Raw genomic sequence first — 25,971 nt, 5'->3', positions numbered from 1 at the left:
TTTAGTTCCCCTTCAGTTCTCGTAAGATCCGTTCCATTTCTTCATCATCTGGAACATCTGCTTCGAAACTCGCTTTTTTAGAGGCTTCGTACTGCTGCTGTTTCGCTTTCTCTTCTTGCAACCACTTCGGATTCGGACCGCCATTCGTGTTGCTTGTCCGTCCCCGGCGACCACCAACAGTTTGACGCGCACGTTCTTGTTTTTGCTCCTGCTTTTTTGAAATCAACTCATCCTGCTCCTGCGTCTTCGCTAATGCCTCGGATGCCGTCACGTATCCCTTCTGTTTCCAATCATCAACGATCGATAAGAGGAAGTTCTTGCTGAAGCGATTATCTTTTTTGATGACGAGCGCATAGTAGTACGCAGCATTGACGATCCCAGACGACATCTCATAATCGATGATCAATTGTTGGATCAATTCTTCATCCCGTTCAGACAACGCTTTGACCTTTCGCAACTTCGCTACATAATGCTTCGGATGGGTGCTTTCCATCGTCTCCGTCGCTTCGATGTCTCCGACCTCGATCGTGTCTAGTGAGGCGACCTTCGCTTTTTTCTCCCGGCTGAGTTTTTGTTTCGCTGACAACATCATCTGTTTGCAGCGTTCTTGCTTCTCAGCATCGGTCATCGGCAAGTACGCTTCGTGACGGAAACGGGCATTCAACAGTTCCGCCATCAATGCTTCATTCGACTGCGTGACGTAAGCAAGCTTCACGAGCAGATGATCGATTGCCTTTGAGTAAAATGTTCGTGGCAGGAAACGATCGGTCTGTCGCTTCATCTCTTCTAGATCAAAAGAATAGTCGAATTCATATACCGCACGTTCCTGTTTCGCATAAGCTTTCGGCTGATGAGCGGAAGCAAGACCAGCTTTTACGTCGAACACTTGATCAAATCGAACCGTCCGATCAACGATGTTCTTCGGAAGCGGCTCCGTCCGAAAACGATGCTGTAACGACCGGAACCGGATTTCACCGACGCGATAGAACAGCAGACTCGATAACACCCCGTCATTCAAGAAGGTGTTCGGCGCGAGCGGAACCCGGATTTGATAAATGTAACGATACGCGGCTTGGCGCGCTTCGAACGTTCGAATCAACCCGATCCCTTCTAGCTTAAATAACTCTTCCTTGAACTCATCGACGGAAAACCCGAGTAGTGTTCCGAGTTCCGCATGGGAAATATACTGGGATTTCGTTTTCCCTGGGATCATCTCACTCCAAAACGTTTGATAGAGCCCAAGCGCTTTAACACCGATAATCGGCTGGTACAAATAATATAAAGATTGATAAGCTTCACGGTCGACGACACCATTGCTCATCACTAAGCAAAGATCGGTACCGGAAAGTTCACGTTCTACCATCTGACTCGTCCTTTCTTTAGGGAGAAAAAGAGAGGTGCGCTGACCGGACAGACGACCTCTCTTATATCACGTTCAATTTTCACGGTCATTTTCTTGATGTCGCTCCATCAGCTCAGAGAGCTCTTGGAAAAAGACATTGATGTCCTTAAATTGTTTATAAACGCTCGCAAAGCGGACATATGCCACTTCGTCAACGGATGCTAGCTCATTTAATACGAGACGTCCGACCTGCTCACTTGGAATCTCATGCTGAGCTGTCGCTCGTAATGCCTTTTCGACCCGACTGACGACTGTTTCTAGCTGTTCAATCGAAATCGGTCGTTTTTCACAGGCACGCACTAATCCGCGTAGAATTTTCTCGCGATTGAACTCGTCACGCGTTCCGTCTTTCTTTACGATGATTAAAGGGGTCTGCTCGACCATTTCGAATGTCGTAAAACGATAGCCACAAGACTCACATTCACGTCTTCTTCGAATCGAACCGAAATCCTGGACTGGTCTTGAATCCAGTACTTTTGTTCCGTTAAAATTACAGGCTGGACAGCGCATGCCGTACCTCCGTTCACGTGATTTCTTTTGTTCCAATCATCTTTAATCGATACCCTGCATCAAGTGATGTATAGATTCGCTCAATTTGTTTCTCGAGATCAGGTCCGAGAAGACTTTCACGGTGTAAGAAGAGATCGACGGCAGTACGTCCGCCTGCCACCATGATGACTGTCGCAAGTCCATCGACTTCTTTTAAGGTAAAAGCGAGTTCTCCACGTTCCGCGTCAACACGACGAACCGTTCCGCCATCTTGCTTTAAGATATTTTCTAAACCAGCAAATAACATCTCCACAGTTGCTGCGTAGTAGTGTGTGCGTAGGTTTTCGTTTTTATGTGTATCGGATGTCTCTAGCTGTTTTTGCAAACGTTCCTTCAGTCCCATGGTCATCCTCTTTTCTTTGTTTCTTCTACTATTAAGAATAACAGACGTCAGACATATTAAAAAGCCCTCGTCTGAACGACGAGGGCTTGACGAATTCGTGTGTATTGTCAGTTGACGTGCTGGACAGTAGCCGCTGGGACTTGAACAGGTCCCATACCACGTGGAATTTCGACATTTTCACGGATTTTTGCATCAAGCTTTTCAGCAATGTAGTTCGCTGCGATGGCTGGATCGATCCGATCCCCACAAGTAAAGACATCAACCGATGCATACCCGTGCTCTGGGAAACTGTGAATCGTTAAGTGCGATTCAGAGATAATGACGACGCCACTGACGCCGTGTGGTGCAAACTTGTGGAATGCTACTTCTCGTACTTCTGCACCTGCTTGAAGTGCTGCGTCAACGAAAAGTCGTTCAACGAATTCCATGTCGTTCAATTTTTCAGGATTACAATCCCAAAGTTCTGCAATAATGTGTCTTCCCATAGTATCCATTTGTGGATCCCCCCTACATTCAATGGTCTTCAAAGTAGTTGATCACTTACTTTGCGCCTGAGTCGTTCGCACCCACGGGGGAAAGTTAGTCCAGAGAGGTCCTAACCCTTTAAGCTGCGATTGCCAGACCGATTGAAGTTCACGATTTGAATTATAGCGAGTATCAAAAAGATACACAAGGATAAATTTCAAAAATTAATATATTTTAAGAAAAAAAACGGGACAGCCCCCGTCATTGCTGGGATCTGCCCGTTATAATTAATTCAATTCAAGTTCTTTTTCAACGGTTCCCATCGCCTCTAAGTGTGCCGAGACGAGGTGTACGAGATCGACGACGCGGCATGAGTAACCCCACTCATTATCGTACCAAGCGAGGACCTTCACCTGACGACCACCCATGACCATCGTCGAGAGCCCGTCGACGACTGTCGAACGTTCTTCTCCGTTAAAGTCGATTGAGACGAGCGGTTCCATCGTCATTCCGAGAATGCCCTCAAGCGCACCGTCCGCTGCTTTCGTGAAGGCTTCGTTCACTTCAGCGACCGTCGTATCCCGACTGACTTCGACGACGAGATCGACGAGTGATACGTTCGGTGTCGGAACACGAAGCGCGAGTCCATTTAATTTCCCTTCCAAATGTGGCAAGACGAGCGCGATCGCCTTTGCCGCGCCTGTCGACGTCGGAATGATCGATGAGCCGCATGCCCGGGCGCGCCGTAAATCCTTATGCGGGTTATCAATGTTATTTTGATCGTTCGTAAACGCATGAACCGTCGTGACGAGACCGGATTCGATTCCGAATGCACGGTCGATGACTTGTACGACAGGTGCGAGACAGTTCGTCGTACACGATGCGTTCGAAACGATATCATCCGTTTCATGATCATACATGTCATCATTGACACCCATGACGATCGTCCGAACATCCCCTTTAGCAGGTGCCGTGATGACGACCTTTTTTGCTCCTGCCACTAAATGCTTCGCAGCGCCCGTATCCGAATTGAACTTCCCTGTTGCTTCGACGACGATATCGATGCCGAGTTCCCCCCACGGCAATAATTCAGGATTGCGTTCACTGACAATTTGAATCTCTCTTCCGTCAACCATCAACGCCCCATCGATGATGTCGACCGGGTAATTGAATTTTCCGTGTACCGTATCATACTTGATTAAATGCGCGAGTGTTTCGACTGGATAACTCGCATTGATTGCTACGACTTCGCTTTTCCCCTCAGCGATCAGACGTCGAAAGACCATTCGACCAATTCGACCAAAACCATTGACTGCCACCTTGACTCCCATGTGCGGATCCCCCTTCAATGTGACGGATGTAGCTCCGTTTACAGATAGAACTATATCACGAAATGTAAGCGATTTCATTATGTTCTCTAAAAAAAGTGAGAGAAGATGGAAACTTCTCTCACTTCATGTTTTTCATAACTTGTCATCATTTGCATCAATCACCATACCGACTTAACCACTCATCGATTTGTTGGTATAACGAATCAATACTACCGTCATTGAAGAATACATCATCTGCAAGCTCTTTTTTCTGTTCGATGCCGAGTTGCGCATGGATACGTGCATACGCTTCTGCTTCTGATAAATCATTACGTTGCATCAATCGTCTTAACTGCATATCTTCTGGGCAATAGACGACAACGACGCGTTCGAACAGGTTTCGCCAATCCCCTTCTAGCAGTAACGGAATATCAAATACGACGAGAGAATGTCCTGAACGTTCATAGGCATCTGCTGCTTCGAGCATCTGTTGTCGAATACTCGGGTGCATCAACTGATTCAATTGTTGTCGTTTTTCACTATCTTGAAAAATGATTTGTCCGAGCTTTGGACGGACAAGACGTCCTTTTTCAAACGCCTCCGGGAATGCCAGTTGGACTGCATCATATGCTCGCCCTCCCGGCTCAACGACTTCTCGCGCAATGAGATCCGCATCGATGACCGCTATTCCTTTTTGTTTTAAATAGCTAGAAACCGTACTTTTACCGGTTGCGATACTCCCTGTCAGACCGACTCTCATAAGGCAACCTGTTGGCACGTCGGACAGAAATGTGTTCCCCGTCCACCGACTTTGATTTTTTCGATGGCTGTACCACAACGAGGGCACGGTTCCCCTTTTTGACCGTATACCGCAAGTTGAAGCTGGAATTCACCTTTTCCTGACGGCGAGACATAACTCCGGATCGTACTTCCTCCTGCTTCCACCGCTTGTCGTAAAATGTTGACACCGGCTTGATGAATGCGTGAGATATCATCGAGTGTCAAGGCGCCGGCTTTCGTCAACGGGTGGACGCGTGCAGCATGAAGGGTCTCATCGACATAGATGTTACCGAGACCAAGGAAGATGGACTGGTCGAGCAGTGCCGTTTTGATTGGACTTCTCTTTTTACGAATTAAATTCTCCGCTAACACTTCTGCTGTAAATTCCGGATCAAACGGTTCACGCTCCAGTTGTGCCAGTGGAGCAGTCTGCATCGCTGTTTCCTTATTACGTAATTCCATCGTTCCGAACTTCCGAACATCATTATAGTGAAGTTCCGAACCATCCGTGAAGCGGAAAACGACATGTGTATGTTTATCCCGTTCAACCGGTTGTGGATACGGGAAGTACTTTCCTTCCATCCGCAAATGGCTGACGAGATAAAAACGATCAAAATCAAAGAGCAGGAACTTTCCGCGACGTTCGACGCGTTCGATCCTTTCTTGATGTAAGGCATCTGCAAATGGCGCCACTTCCATCCCCCGAATCATTTTCGGATGGTAGACTTTGACGGAAGAGACTGTCTTTCCAGAGACCGAACGTTCTAAACTGCGGCGAACGGTCTCGACTTCAGGTAATTCAGGCACATCTATTCCTCCTTGCTTACTTCGTTTCGTACCACGTATGCCCTGCGCCCCCATCGACGCGTAGCGGTACGGATAGTTCGACGGTCTGCTCCATCGCTTGTTTGACAAGTGTTTGTAAAGCGTCGAGTTCTTCGTCTGGTGCTTCAAAAATCAATTCATCATGTACTTGTAATAACAAGCGTGCCTTCAGATTAGATGCTTTCAAAGCAGCATGAACATCAAGCATTGCTTTTTTAATGATATCTGCAGCCGAACCTTGAATCGGTGTATTGATCGCAGTACGTTCAGCAAAACCGCGTAAGTTAAAGTTTTTCGAATTGATATCCGGAATATTGCGGCGACGGTTCATCAACGTTTCGACGAATCCATTTGCTCGTGCCGTCTCGATCGCTGTATCCATGAACTGTTTGATTTGCGGGAACAACTCGAAATAACGATCGATGAATGATTGCGCTTCTTTGCGTGTGATGTTCAAGTTTTGAGACAATCCATAATCGCTGATTCCGTAAATGATTCCAAAGTTGACGGCTTTCGCCTGACGTCGCATGTTTCCTGTGACATCTTCCGGTTCGACACCGAAGACACTACTTGCCGTTTGAGTATGAATATCCTCATCATGGAGGAACGCATCGACAAGCGTCTGATCCTGCGACATATCGGCCATGACACGTAATTCAATTTGTGAATAATCAGCAGCGTACAATGACCAGCCTGCCTCACTCGGAACGAAGGCTTTTCGAATCTTCCGTCCTTCTTCGATCCGAATCGGGATATTCTGAAGGTTCGGATTGACCGAACTTAAACGACCTGTCTGGGCAATCGTCTGAGCAAAACGGGTATGAATCTTTCCGTCTTCCTTAATGACTTTTTGTAAGCCTTCAACATACGTCGACTGTAATTTTTGGAGCTCCCGGTATAACATGATGTGATCGATGACCGGATGCAGCGGACGCAGTTTTTCAAGGACGTCTGCGGCAGTCGAGTAGCCGGTCTTTGTTTTCTTGAAGGCGGGCAATTCGAGTTTTTCAAACAGAATCACACCAAGTTGTTTCGGTGAATTAATATTGAACGACTCACCTGCCGCTTCAAAGACCAACGTCTCAAGTTCCGTTAAACGTCCGGCAAGATCTGCTTGCATCGACTGGAGCGTCGCGACGTCGACACGAATCCCGGTCCACTCCATCTCAGCGAGGACACCTGACAATGGACGCTCTAGTGTTTCATACAGCTCATATTGCTGATTCGCCTTCAACTCTTCCCGGACTTTCGGGAACAATAACTCGATCATCCGTGCCTTTTCTGCAAGATAAGGATGTAATACGTCATCCGCTGGGGCTAGACGTTTGGCTCCCTTACCGAGGACTGCTTCTTCGTTCGGTGCCATCAATGCATAATGACCAGCAATTGAAGCGAGCGTCGTGCCGCCACTTAAGTTCAATAAGTAACCCGCTAATAACAGATCCTCATAACCGTTTAAGGTTAAGCCGTGCTTACGCAACGCGAATGCGACTTGTTTGGCATCGAGACAAATCTTCCGATGTTCCGACTCGATCCATTGGCAGAATGCCGGATCTTCGACGAGCGTTGGGGCAGCAACATAGATCGTGTCAGGCGTTGCGATCGCAAACCCGATGATGTCCTCTTCCATGTAATCCTCTCGCAACTGTTCAGCAAGCAACACCGCATCGGTGACGTCTTCAGGAAGTGAAGTGATCGTCACGACGTTCAACTGCTCTTTATCCTCTTCTTTGACGACAGGGGCGAATCGATTCGTCAACGACTTGAAACCGAGCGACTGGAACAACGAATATGGCACTTGGGTATCAACATCGCGAATTTGCAAATCATCTAGCGTCGTCTCGAGCGGGACATCGACTTTAATTGTCGCAAGTTCTTTCGATAGTCGTGCTAACTCTTCGTTCGCGATGACTTTTTCCTTCTGCTTCCCTTTTAAGTCTTCAACATGTTCATATAGTCCTTCGACAGAACCATATGCCGAAATCAATTTAACTGCCGTCTTTTCACCAATCCCAGGAATCCCTGGAATATTATCCGATTTATCACCCATCAACCCCTTCAAATCAATCATTTGAATCGGTTTGAGACCACCATACGTCTCAGCAAACAGTTCCTCTGTCATGCACTGGACGTCCGTAATACCACGCTTCGTGATCAAGACTTCGACCTTATCTGTGACAAGTTGAAGTAAATCTTTGTCTCCTGTGACGATCCGTGTCCGATCCGTTGGCATCGTTCGTGCAAGCGTACCAATCAAATCATCTGCCTCATAGCGATGGAGTTCCATCATTTGAATACCGAGTGCTTCACAGATGTCTCGGACGATCGGGAATTGTTCTCGTAGTTCAGACGGTGTTTTTTCCCGACTTCCTTTATACTCCTGATAGACATCGTGACGGAATGTTTCACTCGAAGCATCAAAGGCAACGAGCATATGTGTCGGTTGCTCTTCTTCAAGCAACTTCAATAACATCATCGTAAAGCCATAGGCTGCGTTCGTATTTCGTCCTTGCGCGTCCGTCATTGGTGGTAAAGCGAAAAACGCCCGATAAGTCAATGAGTTCCCATCAATCAATAACAATTTATTTTCCATCATCTACGCCCCTTTAATCGATTTTCTGTCCCTATTGTATCACTCTGCACACATTTGTTCGCTAAAAATGACCAAAAAAAGACGATTGACTCAAGGAGAGTCAACCGCCAAGGGCATGACGACATGGGAGCTGATCCAGTCGCCATACAGATGATGAAGAAGGTACTTTCATCATAAGATACATCTATTAAGGAATTGTGAATCCACTGTGAAATTCAGCCATGTTTTGGTAAACGAATCGTAAACGTCGTTCCTTGTTGCTCCGCCGATTCGACATCAATTTCCCCATGGTGAAGATCAACGATGTGTTTAACAATGGCCAGCCCGAGACCCGTTCCACCTGAATTACGGCTTCGCGCCTTATCGACACGATAGAACCGTTCGAAGATACGCTGCGTCTCCTTCGGATGAATACCAATTCCATCATCTTTGATGATGAGTTGGACAGACTCTTCTCCGTCCTCGAGTTGAATCCAGACGTTACCACCGTTCGGGGTGTAGTTCAACGCATTCGCAACTAAGTTGACTACGACTTGTTTCAACCGATTCAAATCTGCCCGGATGAAGACTTCCTCTTCCGTTTCGATATGAATCATCATCTCTTTTTCCGCTGCTCGTCGATGCAACAGCTCAGCGGTTTCGCGAACGAGACTCGTCACATCAACGATTGCTGTTTCAAGCTGATAGTTGTCTTGTTCCAGTCGCGATAGTTCGAGCAAGTCTTCGACCAACGTCTGCATTCGTTCTGATTCATCATGAATGATTCGCAAAAATTGTTCCCGGATTTCCGGAACATCTTGCGCACCATCGAGTAACGTTTCTGCAAACCCCTTGATGGACGTCAGTGGTGTTTTTAATTCGTGGCTGACATTCGCAACGAAGTCTTTGCGCATCTGTTCCAGCTTTTTAATTTCCGTAATATCGTTGAAGACAACGGTCGTTCCTTGCACGCGACCGTTCTTATCAAAAATCGGTGCGGCACTGACCATAAACGTCCGACTGTTGATGCCGAAACGGACACTCGATTGTTTGCGATTCGGTTTTTCTGTCAGGTAGACATCTTCAATCACCTGACTCATCTTTTCGTTCGGAAGTACGCGGTAATATAATTTTCCACTAGATGGTTCGTGAATATGGAACATCTCCCGATAGGTACGGTTAACAAGTAGTACATAACCCTTTTCATCAATCAGCATGAGACCGGCTCCCATGTATTCGATCAAGGATTCGAGTCGTGCCCGTTGCATCGCTTCACCGGATGATGCATTCTCTAGATTTCGTGCGAGGAGATTGATCGAGCGTCCTAAATCACGTGATTCATCTGGTGCCGCTAACTCGTAGACGCGTGATTTATAATTCCCATGTGACAGTTCGTGCAACACATCGGTCGCCTCCGCGATTGGTCGTAGGAACCGTTTCGTTGAACGATAGATTGTCAAAAAGATGATTACGAGCGAAGCAAGGAGTGAGAAGAAAATGACCGTCCAAATCCGTGAATAGATAATATTCAAATCTTTAGCATAACGAATGAAACTGACGTACACTTCTCCACCATCTGCTGTTGGAACAGGCTTCGTGAACTGGACGACACTGTCATCCGTCTTCGATTCAAACGTACCATCTTTGGGAATCGCTGAGAAATTGAGCGTTGCTACTTTTAGTTTCGTGACATCAACAGGGGTACCTGCGATGATTTCCCCACGTCCGTTAAATAAGATCATGTCAAAGTTGGATTCGGCATACAATTGATTCACGTACTGTGCCATATCAGAAACTTCGCGCCCTTGTAGAATCGTCTCGACAAGCGAGGTTTCATCCATCAGTTTTTCTTTTTCATTTTGAACATAGAATTCCTTAAATGATTGTCCAAGTAGAAAACCGAGTGCAACAAGCACCAAACTAATGAAAGAAATCATTTTAAAGATGAACCGTTTCCGATACTTACTCATTCTGGTTTCGGCTCCTCCATCTTATACCCGAGACCGCGAATCGTTTTGATATAAATCGGTTTTTTCGTATTCGGTTCGATTTTTTCACGGACATGACTGATATGCACATCCACGATACGCGTATCACCGACGAAATCATAATTCCAAATCGCGGATAACAGTTGATCTCGTGTCAAGACACGTCCTTTATTTTTAGCGAGATATACGAGCAATTCGAATTCCTTAGGAGTAAGTTCAAGACGTTCTTCTGCTTTGAAAGCTTCGTAGTTATCCGGAACGATTTTGACGTCACCAATCAGAATCGTTCCGTCCGTGACCTCATCCGGGGATGCTGTCTGATGACTCATCCGTCGTAAAATCGCTTTTACACGGGCAACGACTTCGCGTGGGCTAAACGGTTTTGTCAGGTAATCGTCCGCACCGAGTTCTAGACCGAGCACCTTATCAAACTCATCATCCTTTGCCGTCAGCATCAAGATCGGTGTATTGATTTTCTGTTGACGTAGTCGTTTACATACTTCCAGACCATCGAGTTCCGGCAACATAAGATCCAGTACGATCAGTGCGGCATCTTGTTTTTCCGCTAATTTCAAACCTGACATTCCATCATGTGCCGTTTCAACGACAAAACCAGCCTGCTCTAAATTAAACTTCAATAGTGTTGCAATCGACAATTCATCATCTACCACGATAATTTTATCCTTCAAACCTTGCATCCCCCTCAAGTTTCGTTCTTTCGAATGAGGAATTCCGTGGAATCCGCTTCGTCTGTCTTCATCTTACCGACTTTTACTGGAAAATCACAAATCTTTCTGCTGTTTCTTTACATAATCTTTAAAGGAGACGATGAATCCCTCTTGATCATTCGTGTAAAAGCGATAAAAACGGGGAATCAATACATATCGTCAATCGTAGGAGGTAAAATGTATGGAATGGAATCATCCCCTTTTTGCAGCCATCACGGCATGGTTCATCGCTCAAGCAGCGAAGCTTGTTACGAGTTTGGTACGGACCCGAAAGTTCGACCTGGAGATCATGTTTGCTTCCGGTGGTATGCCTAGTTCACATAGCTCGACTGTCGTCGCGTTAGCCGTGGTCATCGGTTTTCAGGAAGGCTTCTCATCTTCGATCTTCGCACTAGCTGCCATATTTGCCACAATCATCATGTATGACGCGACCGGTGTCAGACAAGCTGTTGGTGTTCAGGCAAAATTACTCAATGATTATTTTAAAGGAATTCGTCATGAGACCCCTCTTCTGAACGAACTCGTCGGTCACACTGAGTTTCAAGTATTCGTTGGTCTCTTACTCGGTTTAGCTGTCGGTCTTCTATGGCCCGTCTTCTTCTTTTAATCCTATGATGTACAACAGCCCATCCAAAAATCGGATGGGCTGTTTGAGTATGATATAGCTTATGGTTTCAAGACGACCTTGATGCATCCATCTGTCCGATCATTAAATGTCTGATAGGCAGAAGCAGCATCATCAAGTGCCACTCGGTGTGTCACGATATCCGTCGGATCAAATTCCTTATTGATGATTTTCTGGAACAGTTCCGGCATCAAATGGACGACGGGTGCTTGTCCCATTTTCAGTGTGATATTCCGAGTGAAAAAGTCGCCGAGTGGGAATTGATTATATTTTTCAGCATAGACGCCCGTCAACTGTACGGTACCAAATTTCCGGACAGCGTCCTTCGCAATATTAATGGCACTCAACGTTCCACCTTGCAGACCAATCTTTTGTTCAATTTTTTCTACGGCGGACATCTTTCCGTCAAAACCGACGCAATCAATGACGACGTCTGCCCCACCTTGCGTCAATTCTTTGATGTAAGCACCACTTTCTGCATGATCTGAAAAATTCACGGTCTCGACTTTATTCGTCATTTTAGCATGATTTAATCGGTACACTTGATCATCCACCGCAATGACCCGTTTCGCACCTTGCATCCATGCGAATTTTTGTGTCATCAGTCCGACAGGTCCCGATCCGAGTACGACGACCGTGTCCCCTTTTTTCACACCAGCATGCAGGACACTCCAATATGCTGTAGGTAAAACGTCAGATAAGAACAACAACGCTTCATCTTCTAGTTCACACGATTCAGGAATCACAAGTGGCATGAAATTTCCAAATGGTACTTTTAAATATTCCGCCTGACCACCGGGATGTCCACCAAACTCTTCTGTAAAACCGAAATATCCACCTGTATCGACATGCGGATTTCCGTTTGAGTTATCACATTGACTTTCCATATCATGTTCGCAAAAGAAACAGTGACCGCAAGCAACGTTAAACGGTAATACGACGCGGTCTCCCCGTTTGACCTTCGTCACTCCTGGTCCAACTTCTTCAACGATGCCCATCGGTTCATGACCAATGACATAGTCTTTGTGAGCCGGCATATTCCCTTGATAAATGTGTAGATCCGAACCACAAATTGCAGTCGAGGTGATCTTTACGATGATGTCATCGTTTTTATCAATCGATGGATCCTGTACTTGTTTGACTTGAACATCTTTTGCTCCTTGGTACGTTACGGCGCGCATGTGGCATCCCCCTTAGTGGAATAGAATGACGTACCTTTGTCCTTACCCTAATACAATCTTTTTTTATACATGTTTATTGAAATTGGAACTTTTCTCCTATGTGTATCGTATGTTGTGAAAAACACACTTTACACAATTAACCTATGAATGAAAGGAGGCACTCGCGTGGCACGATGCACCGTTTGTCGTCAATCCTGGTCTGCTCGAACAATCTATCGTTTAATCTGGTCTGCTCACGGACTCCCCTGTCCACATTGTCAAAACCGACAACACCTACATATGGAACATCAAGGTCACTTCCTTCGAATCGGATATTTGATTCCTTGGCTGACGTTTCTTCTTATACTGGTCTGCCCTTGGTATGCCAAGTTATCGCACTATGCTTCTCCTCATCGGTTATGACGAGACAAAAAAGACGAACTTGTCACTTTCGACAAGTTCGTCTTTTTTTAGAATCAAGATTTTAATAGGTCGAGTACCGAACGGACAGTAGACGCAGAGCGGTTCAATGCTTCTTGTTCATCGGCAGTCAGCTCGAGTTCGTAGACGTGCTCGACACCGTTCCCACCAAGAATGACCGGTACACCAAAGTACATATCGTTGTATCCGTATTCGCCTTCGAGATAAGCGATTGCCGGAAGAATCCGTCGCTGATCCTTCAAAATCGCTTCGACCATCTCAGCAATTGCCGCTGCTGGCGCATAATAAGCAGAACCGTTTCCAAGTAACTGAACGATTTCACCGCCCCCTTTACGGGTCCGGTCAACGATCGCATCGAGTCGTTCTTTCGATATGAGCTTCTCAATCGGAATTCCTCCTGCCTGAGAATAGCGCAGTAGCGGTACCATATCATCTCCGTGTCCACCGAGCACGAACCCTGATACGTCCTTCACAGAAACATTGAGTTCTTCTGCTAGAAATGTCCGGAAACGCGCCGTGTCGAGGACTCCGGACTGACCGATGACACGTTCCTTCGGAAAACCAGATGCTTGATAGACCGTATACGTCATCGCATCGACCGGGTTCGTCAAAACGATGATGATCGATTCTGGTGCATGCGCGACGATTTCCTTCGTCACAGCTGTCATGACGGCAGCATTCGTACTGACAAGGTCTTCGCGGCTCATGCCCGGCTTTCGAGCAATGCCGGCAGTGATGACGACGATATCTGCATCCTTGATATCTGCATAATCCGATGTCCCTTTTACCGAAACATCAAATCCGAGGATTGGCGCTGCTTCTTGCATATCAAGCGCCTTTCCTTTCGTCGGATTTTCTTGCTCTGGTCGGTCGACGAGGACGATATCACCTAACTCTTGCTGGGCAAGGTAAAGTGCCGTCGTCGCGCCCGTAAAGCCACTTCCTATGACTGCGATCTTCTTCCGTCTGTTCATCGACTCATTCCTCCTGATCGGATTACATGTTTTTGATGAGTTCGTCCGCGAATTCAGAACACTTCACTTCAGTCGCACCATCCATGAGACGTGCGAAGTCGTATGTGACGACTTTTGCTTCGATCGATGTTTCCATCGATTTGATGATGAGATCTGCTGCTTCGTTCCAACCGAGGTGACGGAACATCATTTCGCCTGACAAGATGACAGATGATGGGTTTACTTTATCAAGTCCAGCGTATTTTGGTGCTGTACCGTGAGTTGCTTCAAAAATCGCGTGACCAGTCATGTAGTTGATGTTTGCTCCAGGTGCGATTCCGATACCACCCACTTGTGCAGCAAGTGCATCCGAGATGTAGTCACCGTTCAAGTTCATTGTCGCAACGACATCGAACTCTTTTGGACGAGTCAAGATTTGTTGTAAGAAGATATCAGCGATTGAGTCTTTTACGATTAACTTACCAGCAGCTTCAGCGTCTGCTTGTGCTTTGTTCGCAGCCTCAGTTCCCTCTTCTTCTTTGATACGATCGTACTGGTTCCAAGTGAAGACGTGCTCTGCGTATTCACGCTCAGCAAGCTCATAACCCCAGTTTTTGAAAGCTCCTTCAGTGAACTTCATGATGTTTCCTTTGTGAACGAGTGTCAACGAAGCGCGCTTGTGCTCAAGTGCGTATTCGATTGCTGCACGAACGAGGCGTTCTGTACCCTCTTTTGAAATCGGTTTGATTCCAAGACCAGATGTCTCAGGGAAGCGAATTTTGTTGACACCCATTTCGTTTTGAAGGAATTCAAGCAGTTTTGTAACGCCTTCGCTACCTTCTGCATATTCGATTCCTGCGTAGATGTCTTCAGTATTTTCACGGAAGATGACCATATCTGTGTCTTCTGGGCGTTTAACCGGTGAAGGAACACCTGTGAAGTAACGAACTGGGCGAAGGCATGTGTACAAATCAAGCTCTTGACGTAATGCAACGTTCAATGAGCGAATACCGCCGCCGACTGGTGTCGTAAGTGGTCCTTTGATTGCGATGATGTGCTCACGGATGAGATCGAGTGTCTCTTCTGGTAACCAGTTGCCTGTTTTGTTGAATGCTTTTTCGCCAGCATAGACTTCTTTCCATTCAATCTTCTTCTCACCGTTATAGGCTTTTTCAACTGCTGCATCAAATACGCGTACCGCAGCATTCCAGATGTCAGGTCCTGTTCCGTCACCAATGATGAATGGAATGATTGGAGCATTTGGAACTTGAAGTGTACCGTTCGTTACTGTGATGTTTTCGCCTTGAAGTGTAGCCATGTCTAAAAATCCCCCTTAAGTAATTGTAATCTACATCAAAAATCAGGAGAGGATTACTCCTCTCCGTCCTTTTAACGTTCTTCGATGGACACATATGTCCGGTGTGTTTCACCCGTGTAGTCTGCACGTGGGCGAATCAGACGGTTATCGCTATACTGCTCTAAAATGTGCGCCAACCAACCTGACATTCGACTTACTGCAAAGATTGGAGTGAAAAGTTCTGTATCAAGTCCAAGTGCATGGTACGTAGAAGCGGAATAGAAATCAACGTTTGGTTTCAATCCTTTTTCCGACTGGACGATCTCGTCAATCTTAACTGACATCTCATACCATTTCGGTTCCCCGATTTGAGCAGTCAGCTGACGACTCATTTCCTGAAGGTGCTTCGCACGTGGATCGCCGTCCTTGTAGACACGGTGACCAAAGCCCATGATTTTTTGCTTGTTCTCAAGTTTATTATGAACATACTCGTCAACCTTTTCAACCGAATCAATTTCTAACAGCATCTTCATGACAGCTTCATTCGCTCCACCGTGAAGAGGTCCTTTTAATGCACCCATCGCTGCCGTCACACCTGAGTAGACGTCAGAGAGTGTCGCAACACAAACACGTGCCGTGAATGTCGAAGCGTTCAACTCATGGTCTGCATGAAGAACAAGCGCTTGGTTGAACGCTTTTTCAGCCACTTCTGTCGGCTCTTCGCCTGTCAACATGAACAGAAAGTTTGCAGCGTAAGAAAGACCTGTTTTAGGTGCGATTGGTTCCTGCCCTTTTTTGATACGCGCATAAGCCGTAACAAGTGTTGCGATTTGCGCTTGTAATTTGATGGCTTTAGCGTAATTCGCCTCTGTCGACATATCTTCCGATGTTTCATCGTAAAGCGCGAGTTGAGAGAGCGCTGTTCGAATCATTGCCATCGCATTCGCCGACTTTGGTGCTGCCTTCATCGTCTCGAGAACGGCAGTCGCAACTGGTGCTTCGGAAATGAGTGCTTCCGACAGTTGCTTCAATTCCTCTTCTTTTGGTAGACGGTCGTTCCATAATAAGAAGACGACTTCCTCAAATGAGGCGTGCTCCGCCAAATCATCAATTGTATAACCGCCGTACGTCAATTGACCATCGATGATCGAACTGATTTTCGATGTCGTCGCGACGATTCCTTCTAAACCTTTAGTTTGCGTCATGACAATAATCCCCCTTTTTTTCCCCAGAAATTTAAAACGCTTTCATTTCCGTATTGAAAAAAAGACGTCCACTCAAGAGTCGTTCCCCATGCTTGTAGCGCTGTACTCTTGAATAGACCATCTTGTTTCTGTTCTTAGTATAAACAAAAATACCCAAAAAGTGAATGAACTTGCATACTATTATCAAAAAATTAATTCAGTTACTCTGCTGATTCAGCTCATCCTGTGAACGTTTTTGTGATGATATCCCACATTCCAATGACAAGCGCCGCGATTCCAGCACCAATCAATGGTCCGACCGGTACCCCACGGAAAATTCCTACTGCAAGAATCGTTCCAGCTAGCAAGGCTGTCGTCACGAGTGGGTCTTCTTTCATCAGTCCAACACCATGTGCCGCGACGATTGCAACAAAAATTCCTGATAAAAATGAGATGATGCCGATATGTCCCCGAATACTTTGAATAAGTTCCTTAAATCCGATATCCCCTGCTGCGATCGGTACAAGAATCGCAGCCGTGATCAATGTGACACCCCAGGTGATTCCTTTTGCCTGCAAGGAAGGAAACAGTCTACCATCCAGCCCGATTGCCTTGATGATCAGCAGGAAAGCAGCAGCAATGATTAATGATTTATTTTGTGCGATGACCCCGATGAAGACGAGGGCAATCAAAAAAAGATAAGCTTCCATACGTCCTCCTCATACAAAAAAAGACGGACATGACCTAAGTCACGTCCGTCATGAATGGATTATGCGTTATATAGTTTACCTGTCAATGGATCGATTGAGATCATTTGACCGTCTTTGAAGACTGTCAATGCATCTTCGACACCAACGATGACTGGTTTACCGAGTGATGGTCCAACGATTCCAGCATGGCTTGTCAATCCGCCATCAACTGTGATCATCGCTGCAGCCATCTCGATTGCAGGCATCATGTCACGATCAGTTGAGTTCGTAACGAGGATCATGCCTGGCTTCGCTTTCGCGTTTGCTTCTTCTGCGTTGTTTGCGATGACGACTTCGCCAACGACTCCACGCTCACCGATTCCACGACCGTTTGCGATCTCTTTACCGACGATGTGGATTTTCAACATGTTCGTTGTACCAGCAGTCAAAGCAGGGATACCTGCTGAGATGACGACGAGATCACCGTCTGTAACGAAACCAGCGTCTTTTGCTGTGTCCGCAGCAAGTGTCAACATGTCATCCGTGTTGTCTGAAAGATGATCAACGACGATTGGGTACACGCCCCATACGATGTTCAACTGACGTGCGACACGTGCGCTTGGTGTAACAGCGACAATGTTTGGCTCTGGACGGTATTTCGAGATACGTGCAGCCGTGTAACCCGATTGTGTCGGTGTCAAGATTGCTTTTGCGTCCAAGTTGATTGCAGTGTGCGTAACCGCTTGAGCGATTGCATCCGTCACTGTGTGCTCACTACGTGTCTGACGATCTTTCAACAAGAGCTTGTAGTCGAGCATTTTTTCTGTACGTTTTGCGATCGAGTGCATCATTTGGACAGATTCGATTGGGTAGTCCCCTGCTGCTGTCTCACCTGAAAGCATGATTGCATCCGTACCATCAAGAATCGCGTTCGCGACGTCTGATGCTTCAGCACGTGTTGGACGTGGGAAACGTTGCATCGAGTCAAGCATTTGTGTTGCTGTAATGACTGGTTTACCGAAGTCGTTACAAAGCTTGATTAAGTCTTTTTGAGTTGGTGTGACTTCTTCCGTTGGAATCTCGATACCGAGGTCACCACGCGCTACCATCAAACCGTCCGAAATCGCAAGGATTTCTTCGATGTTATCGACACCTTCTTGGTTCTCGATTTTTGGGAATATTTTGATGTGGCTCGCGTTGTTTTTCTCAAGCAATTGACGAATCGCAACGACGTCTGACGCACGGCGTACGAAAGATGCCGCGATCAAATCGATATCGCTCTTGATACCGAACTCGATATCCGCAATATCTTTTTCTGTCAAAGCAGGAAGGTTAACCTTTACGTTTGGCAAGTTAACGCCTTTTTTCGTCTTGATGACACCTTCGTTTTCGATTGAACAACGAAGCTCACGGTTCGGAAGTTTTTCAGTGACACGAAGACCGATGAGACCGTCATCAAGCATGATCATCGAACCAACTTCGACGTCATCATAGAGTCCTTCATACGTGACTGAGAATTTATCTTTCGTTCCGACGATTTCGTTTGCGTCTCCGCTAACGATGATGACTTCTTGACCACGTTCGAGAAGCGCTTTTCCTTCTTCAAACGAATGTGTCCGGATTTCTGGTCCTTTCGTATCAAGAAGAATCGTAACAATTTTGTTTGCTTCTTTCGCTGCGCGGCGGATATCCGTGATACGTGCGCCGTGTTCTTCATAATCGCCGTGTGAGAAGTTCAAACGAGCGACGTTCATACCTGCTTCAATCATTTCTGGAAGACGTTTTTCTGACGCCGGTCCAATCGTACATACAATTTTAGTTCTACGCATATTCCATAAACCTCCTACGGTGTTTGGCCAAGTTCTCTTGTCCATTCCAATCCTATCGACGTTCGTTAAATCGAAAGCTGTTTTGAAAGCTCGAGAATATCAAGATCCAGCTCATGTTTATTTTCGTCGAGTGCCTCATCGATATCGAGATCGATCATCTTACCACCACGTACACCTACGACACGTCCTTGTTTTCCTTGAAGTAGGATTTCGATGGCATGCGCTCCCATACGACTTGCAAGTACACGGTCCGCTGCCGTTGGTGCTCCACCACGTTGAACGTGACCAAGAACCGTGACGCGTGTATCGAGACCTGTTTCTTTTGCGATCGCGTCTCCCACGTCCTGGGCACGGCCTGCACCTTCAGCGACGATGACGATTGAGTGTTTCTTACCGCGATTGACACCACTTTGAATGCGATCGAGGACTTCTTTTAAATCTTCAGGACGCTCGGGAACAAGAATCGATTCTGCTCCACCAGCAAGTCCTGCATATAATGCGATATCACCCGCATCGCGTCCCATGACTTCAATGACATACGTCCGCTCATGCGACGATGCCGTATCACGGATTTTATCGATCGCTTCAAGCGCCGTGTTGAGCGCTGTATCAAAACCGATCGTATAGTCCGTTCCAGGAATATCGTTATCGATCGTACCTGGAAGTCCAATTGTCGGGAAGCCAAGTCCCGTCAATTTTTGGGCACCACGATACGACCCGTCTCCGCCTACGACGACGAGTGCATCAATTTCAAATTTCTTAAGATTGACAACCGCTTTTGCTCGTCCTTCTTCTGTACGGAACTCAGGGCAACGTGCTGAACGTAGGAACGTTCCACCTCGTTGAATGATGTCACCGACTGACCCAAGGTTCAACTGGACGATGTCCCCGTTGATTAATCCTTGATAACCGTTATAGACACCAAATACTTCTAAGCCATGAAAAATCGCTTTACGCGTGACAGCACGCACCGCGGCATTCATACCTGGTGCATCGCCGCCACTCGTTAAGACAGCAATCCGTTTTAAACTCACGTTAATCACCTCTCCATTAATCTGAATCTAAAATAGCACGTTGTTTTCTTGTTTTACAACAGGGCAGATTGCATAAACTTTCACTTGTTTTTTCATTACCGATTCCGGAAATGAGGAATATCAATCATGATAGCGATTACATGGTGCTTATGTGCCAATTTGGTGATATTTTTCGGTCCGTTGATCGATGAGCTCTTCCTTGGTCAGATGAACCAATGATTCGAGCTTCTGTACCAATACAGTTTTTAATTTATCCGCCTGTAATGACACATCGAGATGCGCCCCTCCGACGACTTCTGGAATGATGGCATCCGCGATCCCGAGTCGTAATAAATCAGGTGCTGTGATCTTCATCGATTCTGCAGCCTTTTCCGCAAGACTCGCATCTTTCCACAATAATGCTGCAGCACCTTCAGGAGAGATAACGGAATACGTCGAGTTCTCAAGCATCAAGAGTTGATCACAAACGCCGATTCCTAAAGCACCACCTGAACCGCCTTCACCAATGACAATCGAGATGATTGGCACAGTCATCCCAGCCATCTCAAACAAGTTTTTCGCGATGGCTTCACTTTGACCGCGTTCTTCTGCCGCACGTCCTGGATATGCTCCTTTCGTGTCAATGAACGTAATGATCGGTCGGTTGAATTTTTCCGCTTGTTGCATGAGACGCAGTGCTTTCCGGTACCCTTCTGGATGTGGCATTCCGAAGTTACGACGAATGTTCTCTTTTGTATCTTTTCCGCGTTGATGACCGATGATCGTCACGGGACGACCATTTAGCGTTCCGATTCCACCGACGATTGCTGCATCATCATACCCATGACGGTCGCCGTGCAGTTCGATGAAATCTTCACAAATCGATTCAATGTAATCGAGTGTCGTTGGACGTTCTGGATGACGTGCCAACTGAACACGATTCCACGCTTTCATATTCCCGTAAATATCGAGTTCTAACCGATGAAGGCGTTCTTCAAGAAGTTGCAGTTCTTCCTTGAAATCAAGTCCTTGCGTTTCCGCCATGTCATGAAGCTCAAGAATTTTTTCGCGTAACGCGATGACTGGTTGGTCAAATGGTTGCATGGTTCGTTCCCTCCGCATGTATCTTTAAGATTCGCGTATAGTACGTCTTCAGATCGTGTCGTGATACGACATCGTCCAGTTGACCTGCTTGCAATAAGAATTCTGCTGTTTGGAAATCCTCCGGTAGTTTTTCACGAATCGTCTGTTCGATGATCCGGCGACCCGCAAATCCAATCAACGCACCCGGTTCAGCAATGTTGAAATCACCGAGCATCGCAAAACTTGCTGATACACCACCGGTTGTCGGATGGGTCATACAAGAAATATAGAGTAACCCTGCATCTGAATGCTGTTTTAAAAAGAGACTCGATTTCGCCATCTGCATGAGACTGACCATTCCTTCTTGCATCCGTGCCCCACCTGAAGCAGAGAATATCGTGACAGGTAGACGATGTTTCGTCGCGTAACGAACAGCTTCAGAAATTGCAGCACCAACGGCAGCTCCCATCGAGCCCATCCGGAATCGCGCATCCATGACACAAGCGACGAGTGGGTGACCATTCACATTCCCGACGCCACAGACGATCGCTTCCTTAAGACCCGTTCTGACTTGATCTCCTTTTAATTTTTCCGGATAGTCCTCAAATCCGAGGGGATCCGCTTGAACTGCCGGCAGATCAAAATATGTTACCGAACCTTCATCAAATAATTGCGTAAAACGTTCTTGCGCAGTCAATGGATGATGATACCCACATGAACAGACACGTAAGTTCGCCTCCAGTTGTTTCGTATATTGGATCAATTTACATTTCGGACATTTCGTCATTAGGCCAACTGGCACATCGACACGCTGCTCCTTCGAAGTCAGCGTGACGAACTTTTTAGGTTTTCGAAAAAATGCTTGCACGTTCAGTTCCCCCTTGTCATCCTATGGGCGGTTCAAGAGTTGTTCCCGTTCCGCCTGCGTATAGAGTTCCCCTTGACCGAAGCTTTTATGGAAGGCATTGACTTGTCGCCAGATTCGTTCAAACAGATCGTTATCGACCGTCTGAATCAACGTCTCACGAAACGCTGCATCGGATGCAACAACTGGTGCAAGCACCGAAAGGTCATCCAGCTGCGCGAGCGCTGCTTGCTCAAGCAAGCGGAGCGTTCCTGCCAAGTCTTCAAACTTCGAATCGCCAGTCACTAAGAATTGAGCGATGATTTGAATATAGGTATGATCGTCACGGTTCAACAGAAAGCTTCCGCCTCCGTGCCGTGTCTCGATGATGCCTAAATAAGCGAGCGTCCGTAATGCTTCTCGTACGGACGGTCGGCTGATGGATAGTCGTTCTGCCAGTTCCCGTTCCGATGGGATTCGGTCTCCTGGAACTAATCCATCTTGTTCGATCATCAATTTAATCGCCGCGATATTGGCTTCAAACGCATTTCGTTTCTTCTCCATATCGATACGGCACCACCTTTCTGACCCTTCAGTCGGTTGCTTTAATCGGTGGCATTGGTCAGACCAATTACCCTTTATTATAACAAATCTTATTACCTACTACTAGTTTGAGCGAGGCACATTTTTCAGGACAACATGATCCTCACCAAACTGCATACGTAGACGAGCTAATAATTCCTCATCATGCCGAACCGCATAAAGTGACGGTAACGATTTCGTCTCGCGTGAATCAGCGTAGCGAACGACGACTGGAATATCGCCTGGCGTAGCTTCTAACAATTGTTCGAGTGTGGCTAGCTCATTTTTTGATGTTAGCTTGACGAACAATACATCTTGTCCGAGTGGCCGGAGCCGTTCCAAAATGAATTGGCGCTCCCCTTCACGATCTTGAACCTTCAACTCGATCAATAAGACATTCCCTAAGTAAAGAGAACGACGGAACCGCTCATATTGACTTGGGAATACGACGACTTCTTCATTTGAATACCCATCGACCGCTTGAATGACCGCCATCACTTGACCGCGTTTCGTCTTGAATTCTCGGATTTGATCAATATAGCAGATTAAATAATGCGTGTCTGCTCCGACACTAAGATCATGAAAATAAGCAGATTCGACCGGTGCTTTCATCGCTGTCGTCAAAGGAGAATACGTTAACCAGAATCCGAGTGCATCTCGTTCCAGGCGTGCCCAGTCGGAATCGCTTCGTTTCGATGACTTCTGTGTCCGGCGTTTCCCGAGGATTGCCAGTTCGTCCGGTAATAAGGTATTCGATGATTCCGTGAAGTACTCGAGCACCTCTTGTTCAGCGAGTCCACGATCGCCGTGCGTCGCTCGGTCTAATGCGCCACTATAAAGCAGTAATTCGATTTTTGCTCGTTCCTTTTTACCCCATCCGACATGAGTCAATAGACCGGCGATCGTCGCCGTGTGCTTCGACGCTTCTTTTAACCGTTCGAACTCTCGCTCGGAAATACCTTTAATCACATGGATTCCAAGTCGAATCCCCTTTCCCTCTAGCGAAGAACGATAATCGGAAATCCAGACGTCCGGTGATAGGACAGGGAGACGTCGTTCGCGCATCAACCGGACAAGGCGTTCCGGTTGTTCCACCGAAACGAGAAAGAAAATTTGCGGGAAATGCGCTTTGATATACCCAAGGGCATAACTAATCTTTGAGTAGGCGACTGCATGACTTCGGTTAAATCCATATCCGGCAAAACGTTCGATTTGTTCATAAAGTGAATGCGCTACTGTATCATCGAATCCATTCGTTCGTGCACCTTCTAAAAAATGGAGACGTTCCTGTTCGAGTGAATCCGTACTCTTCTTAGAAATCGCACGTCGTAATATATCTGCTTGAGCAAGCGTAAAACCAGCCACTCGGCGTGTGATTTCCATGACTTGCTCTTGGTAGACGATGATGCCATATGTCGACGCCAGCACCTCTTCTAATACAGGATGTACCATCTGATAAGGTTGACCGGCTTTTCGTTTTGCGTACAGATCAATGAATTTCATCGGTCCTGGACGATAGAGCGACATCGTGGCGACCAAATCTTCAAATCGATTCGGTTTCACTTCTCGCAATGTTTGTTTCATGCCTGGTGATTCGAATTGGAAGATATCATCCGTCTCGGCGCGGGCAAAGACTTGGAACGTCGCACGATCTTCTTCTGGAATTTGCGAGAGCTTAAAAGAGGGGTGTTCTCTTCGAATCAATTCTTCCATCCGACGCAAACGACTAAGATTGCGCAGCCCCAGCAAGTCAATCTTCAGTAATCCTTGACGTTCTAATGCTTGCATCAGGAACTGCGTCACGTATCGCTCGTTCGGTCCTGTCTCTAAGGGTGTCGTCTCGACGAGATTCTCTGACCCGATGACGACGCCGGCTGCGTGAACCGAACGTTGTCGCGGGAGACCTTCGACTGCTTGCGCTAGCTGTAAGAGTTGTCGACGTTTTTCACTTCCAGAGAACCAGCGATACGTCTGTTTATTTTGTTCGATTCCTTGTAATGTCGTCGATTTCCCAAGTTGTTTGACTGCAGCATCCAGTTCATCTTTTGAAAACTCCAGCGTTCGTCCGACGTCTCGCAGAGCGGCTTTGGCACCAAGCGTTGATAATGTCCCGATTTGGGCGACATGGTCTTTTCCATAACGCATTACGAGATCTTCTAATACCTCTTCGCGTCGTTCATCTTCGATATCGATATCGATATCCGGCATCGAAATCCGCTCTGGATTCAAAAACCGCTCAAAGAGTAATCCATATTTCAACGGATCAACCGTCGTGATTCCAAGCGCATAACTAACGAGAGAGCCTGCTGCCGACCCACGACCAGGTCCAACATGAATGCCTTTCGCCTTTGCTCGTCGAATAAGTTCCTCGACGATCAAAAAATAATCAGCAAATCCGGTTTGTTCGATGACGGACAGTTCATAGGCGAGCCGTTCCGCCGCTTCTTTACTTTCATGACCGTGTGCCAGTAATCCTTCTTCAGCATGCGTCCGCAGCATCGCATTCGAATCTTCTGCGACGCGTGGTAATGGACGTTGCTGGAACGGTAATTCTAAGCGTTCAGATGTCGCGGCAAATTGCTCAGCCATCGTGATTTCTCGCTCCGTAAAGTCTTCGAGTAACTCTTCTCGAGTCTTTAAATGCATCAGACGATCTGTTTTTTGATCTTGGAACGTCGTTGCTTCACGGATCGCACGTATTGCTTGATAAGCTGGGGCTTCAGCTCGATGAAGATAACGGACAGGATCGACCGGGATTGTCTCTACACCGAGTGATGCGGCTACTTCCCGATAACGCATGCGACTCTCTCGCTCGACGGTCGAGCGACTCGAAGTCACTCCCATATATGTACGCGCTCCTTGAACGTGTCCCATCCACTGCACGACGGAACGACGTAGACGTGTCATATCTTCCGATGCCTGACGAAGCGGAACGAGCACCGCAATGAGCGATGAGGCTTCAATAACCGGTTGTTCACTAGCTAATCGGTACAATTGACGTAAGCCATCAGAAGAAAAAGCAAACCACAAGATACAACAGTCTTCTTCCTCGATTCGCTGTTCCCAGCCAATGACCGGTTGTAACTGTCGACGCTGACACGCCTCGATGAATGCCGGAACTCCGGTTAATGTCGTTTCACAGATGATCGCTCGTCCAAGCTGACGATGAACAAGCTCATCGAGGTACGTCTCGATTCGAATCAAACTTTGTAAGGGACTATATTGTGTCCGGACATTTAAGTGCATCTTCTATTCTCCTCTCTCTTCTGATGAAAGCTTAAAAAGTTTTCAGAACATTCATATCTAACT

At 46.7% G+C, this 25,971-nt stretch carries 22 protein-coding genes; 1 reads left to right on the top strand and 21 read right to left on the bottom strand.

Translation table 11 applies throughout. The features are described 5' to 3' along the window. Position 1 precedes the first annotated feature (1 nt). The 10 genes from HZS85_RS02925 to HZS85_RS02880 form a co-directional block, all read right to left on the bottom strand. Positions 2 to 1,363 (bottom strand): replication initiation and membrane attachment family protein, encoded by a 1,362-nt coding sequence (locus HZS85_RS02925; protein ID WP_056062648.1) that lies wholly within the window; start codon positions 1,361 to 1,363, stop codon positions 2 to 4. A 72-nt stretch (positions 1,364 to 1,435) separates the two neighbouring features. Continuing rightward, positions 1,436 to 1,912, bottom strand: a complete 477-nt coding sequence (gene nrdR, locus HZS85_RS02920) for a transcriptional regulator NrdR (protein WP_035406313.1) — start codon at positions 1,910 to 1,912, stop codon at positions 1,436 to 1,438. Positions 1,913 to 1,925: 13 nt separating this feature from the next. Further along, positions 1,926 to 2,294, bottom strand: a complete 369-nt coding sequence (locus tag HZS85_RS02915) for a hypothetical protein (protein WP_214852878.1) — start codon at positions 2,292 to 2,294, stop codon at positions 1,926 to 1,928. Between the two features lie 107 nt (positions 2,295 to 2,401). Then, positions 2,402 to 2,788 (bottom strand): adenosylmethionine decarboxylase, encoded by a 387-nt coding sequence (gene speD / locus HZS85_RS02910; RefSeq protein WP_023469024.1) that lies wholly within the window; start codon positions 2,786 to 2,788, stop codon positions 2,402 to 2,404. A gap of 258 nt (positions 2,789 to 3,046) precedes the next feature. Beyond that, positions 3,047 to 4,090, bottom strand: a complete 1,044-nt coding sequence (locus HZS85_RS02905; protein WP_214852875.1) for a glyceraldehyde-3-phosphate dehydrogenase — start codon at positions 4,088 to 4,090, stop codon at positions 3,047 to 3,049. Positions 4,091 to 4,244: 154 nt separating this feature from the next. Continuing rightward, positions 4,245 to 4,829, bottom strand: coding sequence for a dephospho-CoA kinase (gene coaE / locus HZS85_RS02900; protein WP_214852872.1), 585 nt, complete (start codon positions 4,827 to 4,829; stop codon positions 4,245 to 4,247). After that, positions 4,826 to 5,656: a DNA-formamidopyrimidine glycosylase gene (gene mutM, locus HZS85_RS02895; protein ID WP_214852869.1), complete on the bottom strand. Its 831-nt coding sequence runs from the start codon at positions 5,654 to 5,656 to the stop codon at positions 4,826 to 4,828. The genes coaE and mutM overlap by 4 nt, the downstream gene beginning before the upstream one ends. Positions 5,657 to 5,672: 16 nt before the next feature. Further along, positions 5,673 to 8,270 carry a DNA polymerase I gene (polA, locus tag HZS85_RS02890; protein WP_214852866.1) on the bottom strand — a complete coding sequence of 866 codons (2,598 nt, stop codon included), beginning with the start codon at positions 8,268 to 8,270 and terminating at the stop codon, positions 5,673 to 5,675. Positions 8,271 to 8,482: 212 nt separating this feature from the next. Then, complete coding sequence (gene pnpS / locus HZS85_RS02885; protein WP_035406301.1) at positions 8,483 to 10,216, bottom strand: two-component system histidine kinase PnpS; 1,734 nt, start codon at positions 10,214 to 10,216, stop codon at positions 8,483 to 8,485. Further along, the gene (locus tag HZS85_RS02880) at positions 10,213 to 10,932 is read right to left on the bottom strand and encodes a response regulator (protein ID WP_369792024.1); all 720 of its coding nucleotides are present in this window, start codon (positions 10,930 to 10,932) and stop codon (positions 10,213 to 10,215) included. The genes pnpS and HZS85_RS02880 overlap by 4 nt, the downstream gene beginning before the upstream one ends. Before the next feature lie 211 nt (positions 10,933 to 11,143). Here HZS85_RS02880 and HZS85_RS02875 point away from each other — a divergent pair, with 211 nt between their 5' ends. Next, the gene (locus HZS85_RS02875; protein ID WP_214852862.1) at positions 11,144 to 11,569 is read left to right on the top strand and encodes a divergent PAP2 family protein; all 426 of its coding nucleotides are present in this window, start codon (positions 11,144 to 11,146) and stop codon (positions 11,567 to 11,569) included. 59 nt (positions 11,570 to 11,628) lie between these two features. Here the strand turns inward: HZS85_RS02875 and HZS85_RS02870 are convergent, their stop codons facing one another. The 11 genes from HZS85_RS02870 to dnaE all read right to left on the bottom strand — a co-directional run bounded on the left by HZS85_RS02870 (position 11,629) and on the right by dnaE (position 25,908). Beyond that, a complete protein-coding gene (locus tag HZS85_RS02870) occupies positions 11,629 to 12,768 on the bottom strand; it encodes a zinc-dependent alcohol dehydrogenase (protein ID WP_214852859.1) in 1,140 nt (379 codons plus the stop codon). A 455-nt stretch (positions 12,769 to 13,223) separates the two neighbouring features. Further along, positions 13,224 to 14,162, bottom strand: a complete 939-nt coding sequence (gene mdh, locus HZS85_RS02865; RefSeq protein WP_214852856.1) for a malate dehydrogenase — start codon at positions 14,160 to 14,162, stop codon at positions 13,224 to 13,226. A gap of 22 nt (positions 14,163 to 14,184) precedes the next feature. Continuing rightward, on the bottom strand, positions 14,185 to 15,459 hold the full coding sequence (gene icd / locus HZS85_RS02860) for an NADP-dependent isocitrate dehydrogenase (protein WP_056062664.1): 1,275 nt from the start codon (positions 15,457 to 15,459) through the stop codon (positions 14,185 to 14,187). Between the two features lie 71 nt (positions 15,460 to 15,530). After that, on the bottom strand, positions 15,531 to 16,643 hold the full coding sequence (gene citZ, locus HZS85_RS02855; RefSeq protein WP_035406285.1) for a citrate synthase: 1,113 nt from the start codon (positions 16,641 to 16,643) through the stop codon (positions 15,531 to 15,533). Between the two features lie 218 nt (positions 16,644 to 16,861). Next, positions 16,862 to 17,332, bottom strand: coding sequence for a DUF441 domain-containing protein (locus HZS85_RS02850; RefSeq protein WP_214852853.1), 471 nt, complete (start codon positions 17,330 to 17,332; stop codon positions 16,862 to 16,864). Positions 17,333 to 17,391: 59 nt separating this feature from the next. Further along, positions 17,392 to 19,140, bottom strand: coding sequence for a pyruvate kinase (pyk, locus tag HZS85_RS02845; RefSeq protein WP_023469037.1), 1,749 nt, complete (start codon positions 19,138 to 19,140; stop codon positions 17,392 to 17,394). Between the two features lie 65 nt (positions 19,141 to 19,205). Next, entirely contained in the window at positions 19,206 to 20,174 is a 969-nt protein-coding gene (gene pfkA / locus HZS85_RS02840) for a 6-phosphofructokinase (protein WP_029342336.1), read from the bottom strand. Positions 20,175 to 20,321: 147 nt separating this feature from the next. After that, positions 20,322 to 21,257, bottom strand: a complete 936-nt coding sequence (gene accA / locus HZS85_RS02835; RefSeq protein ID WP_023469039.1) for an acetyl-CoA carboxylase carboxyl transferase subunit alpha — start codon at positions 21,255 to 21,257, stop codon at positions 20,322 to 20,324. Further along, positions 21,244 to 22,104: an acetyl-CoA carboxylase, carboxyltransferase subunit beta gene (gene accD, locus HZS85_RS02830; RefSeq protein WP_214852850.1), complete on the bottom strand. Its 861-nt coding sequence runs from the start codon at positions 22,102 to 22,104 to the stop codon at positions 21,244 to 21,246. Before accD ends, accA begins: the two co-directional genes overlap by 14 nt. A 21-nt stretch (positions 22,105 to 22,125) precedes the next feature. Further along, the gene (locus HZS85_RS02825; RefSeq protein ID WP_214852848.1) at positions 22,126 to 22,644 is read right to left on the bottom strand and encodes a FadR/GntR family transcriptional regulator; all 519 of its coding nucleotides are present in this window, start codon (positions 22,642 to 22,644) and stop codon (positions 22,126 to 22,128) included. A 102-nt stretch (positions 22,645 to 22,746) separates the two neighbouring features. Continuing rightward, positions 22,747 to 25,908 carry a DNA polymerase III subunit alpha gene (dnaE, locus tag HZS85_RS02820; RefSeq protein WP_214852846.1) on the bottom strand — a complete coding sequence of 1,054 codons (3,162 nt, stop codon included), beginning with the start codon at positions 25,906 to 25,908 and terminating at the stop codon, positions 22,747 to 22,749. Between the last annotated feature and the right edge of the window lie 63 nt (positions 25,909 to 25,971).

It is taken from the genome of Exiguobacterium sp. s130 (genome assembly GCF_018619055.1).
Lineage (GTDB): Bacteria > Bacillota > Bacilli > Exiguobacteriales > Exiguobacteriaceae > Exiguobacterium_A.
Note: the sequence above shows the minus strand (reverse complement) of the source record. Positions and strands in the feature narration are given on the sequence as shown.